General features: G+C 74.3%; 2 protein-coding genes. Both read left to right on the top strand.

The genetic code is table 11. The features are described from left to right. The first annotated feature begins 199 nt into the window (after window positions 1-199). A complete protein-coding gene (locus UWG_RS0116875; protein ID WP_016908394.1) occupies window positions 200-1399 on the top strand; it encodes a PP2C family protein-serine/threonine phosphatase in 1200 nt (399 codons plus the stop codon). A gap of 187 nt (window positions 1400-1586) precedes the next feature. Next, window positions 1587-2154: LysE family translocator (locus UWG_RS0116870; protein WP_016908393.1), on the top strand; the 568-nt coding region annotated here is incomplete at its 3' end.

Genomic DNA, 2154 nt, shown 5'->3' with positions numbered 1-2154 from the left:
GGGTGGAGCCGGCCGCGCCGGGCCGGGGCGCGCCCTCCTCGCGCCTGCCCGGCCGTGGCGCCGCCACGGCCGGGGTTGCCCGCACCGGTTTGCGGGGTTTCGGTGCGGTCGGAAGGGAACCCGGAAGCCGGCGCCACGGTCCCGAAAAGCGAGTGGGCGACGGGCGCCGCCGGGAGGTGCCCCTGTGACGGAGCAGAGCATGACCGTGGAAAAGCTGCTGACGGCAGTTGAGCAGGCACCGCCTGTCGACTCGGTGACGGTGGTGACCGAAACCCTCGCCGAGCAGATGGGGGCGGGCGAGGTGTGCTTCCTCATCGCCGACCTCGGCGGCGAGCTGCTGTGGCGCCTGCCGGCGCGCTCCTCCAGCGCCGCGGGGAAACGGAACCCCGTGGCGGTCCCCGGCACCGTCTACGACGACGTGCTGCGCACGCAGCGGCTGTGCACCACCGATGCCCCGCGGGCCGGGGGTTACGGCAGCGGCTGCCGCGTGATCGCACCGGTGACCACCAGGGGAGACGCCGTCGGTGCGCTGGAGCTCGTAGCGCCGAGGCCGCCCAGCCCGCTGGAGGAGAGCCAGATCGCGCAGGCCGCGCACGCCCTCGCCTACGTCGTCGGCACCAACCGCCGCTTCACCGATCTCTACGAGTCGGGCCGGCGCAGCTCCCCGCCCAGCCTCGCCGCCGAGATCCAGCAGAATCTCCTGCCCGACGCTCTCACCGTCGAGGCCGGGCAGGCCACCGTCGCCGGCGGGCTCGAACCCGCGGAGAGCGTCGCGGGCGACACCTTCGACTACAGCCTCGACTGGAACACCCTGCACATCTCCCTCACCGACGCGATGGGCCACGACGAGGCCGCCGCACTCCTCGCCACCCTCGCCGTCGGCGCGCTCCGCCAGACTCGACGCGCCTCGAGCGACCTCGCCGCACAGGCCCACGCCGCCCACCGGGCCGTTGCCGACAACGGGCAAGGCGGCACCGTCACGGGGCAGCTTCTTCGTATCGATCTGACCAGCGGGCGCGCCCTGCTGGTCAACGCCGGCCACCCGTGGCCGATGCGGCTGCGCGACGGCCGGGTGAGCGAGATCGAGCCCCACGTCGACCAGCCCTTCGGTTCTCCCTGGCAGGGCGCCTATCAGGTGCAGGAACTCGGCCTGGAACCGGGCGACCGGCTGGTGCTCTTCACCGACGGGATGACGGAGCGCAACACCACCGCCTTCGACCTCCCCGCGGTGATCGAACGCGACGCCGACGAGCATCCCCGCGAGGCCGTCCGCCTCATGACCAGGGCGCTCCGGGAGGCCACCGGCGGCGATCTCATCGACGACGCCACAGTGGTCTGCCTGGATTGGTACGGGCCCGGCTCCAGCCTGCGCACCAGCGAGGAGGGCGCCGGCCGTTGACGTCGTCCGAATCCCGGGGCTCGGACTCTCCCGGCCGACCCAAGGAGCCGGCCTCCCGGCGCCCGCGGCACCGGTACGGCCGGGCGTGAGAGTTGACGGCCGGGAGTGGACCGGCGCTCACGTCGCGCGGGCTCCCCCGCACCACCCGGGCTCCGTGCGCCCCACCGGCGCACGTCAACCTGGAGGCATGACCCTCGACACCGGGCTCCTCGCCTTCACCGCCGTGGCCGCGGGCATGGTCGCCATGCCGGGCGCGGACTTCGCCGTCGTCGTACGCAACGCGCTCGCCTCCCGCGGTGCCGGGGTCGCCAGCGCGCTCGGCGTCGCGGGCGGACTGCTCGTGCACACCGCCGTGGCCGCGCTGGGGCTTGCCGCGCTCGCGGTGACCGTGCCCGGGCTGCTGCCCGCCGTCCAACTTCTCGGCGGGCTCTACATCCTGTGGCTCGGCGTGCGCACGCTCCACGGCGCCGTCCGCGCGCCGTCGCCGGGAGTTCCGGTGGCCGAGGCCCCGGCGCCGTCCGGGCGCGGGCTGCGGGAAGGGTTCCTCACCAACGCGCTCAACCCCAAGGCCGTCGTCTTCTTCGTCAGCCTGCTGCCGCAGTTCTCCGACGGGCGCAGCGGGACGACGGCACTCCTCGCCGGGATCGTCGTCGTCCTCGCACTCGCCTGGTTCACGCTGCTCGCGCTCGCCGTCGACCGGATGGGGCCGTGGCTCCGCAGACCGCGCACCGCCCTCGCGGTGCAGGGGGTCACGG

The organism is Streptomyces xiaopingdaonensis (assembly GCF_000262345.1).
Taxonomy (GTDB): Bacteria; Actinomycetota; Actinomycetes; order Streptomycetales; family Streptomycetaceae; genus Streptomyces; species Streptomyces xiaopingdaonensis.
Note: the sequence above shows the minus strand (reverse complement) of the source record. Positions and strands in the feature narration are given on the sequence as shown.

Coding starts and splice junctions, on each gene's coding strand:
- UWG_RS0116875 (WP_016908394.1), top strand. CDS start 200: ATGACCGTGGAAAAGCTGCTGACGGCAGTTGAGCAGGCACCGCCTGTC.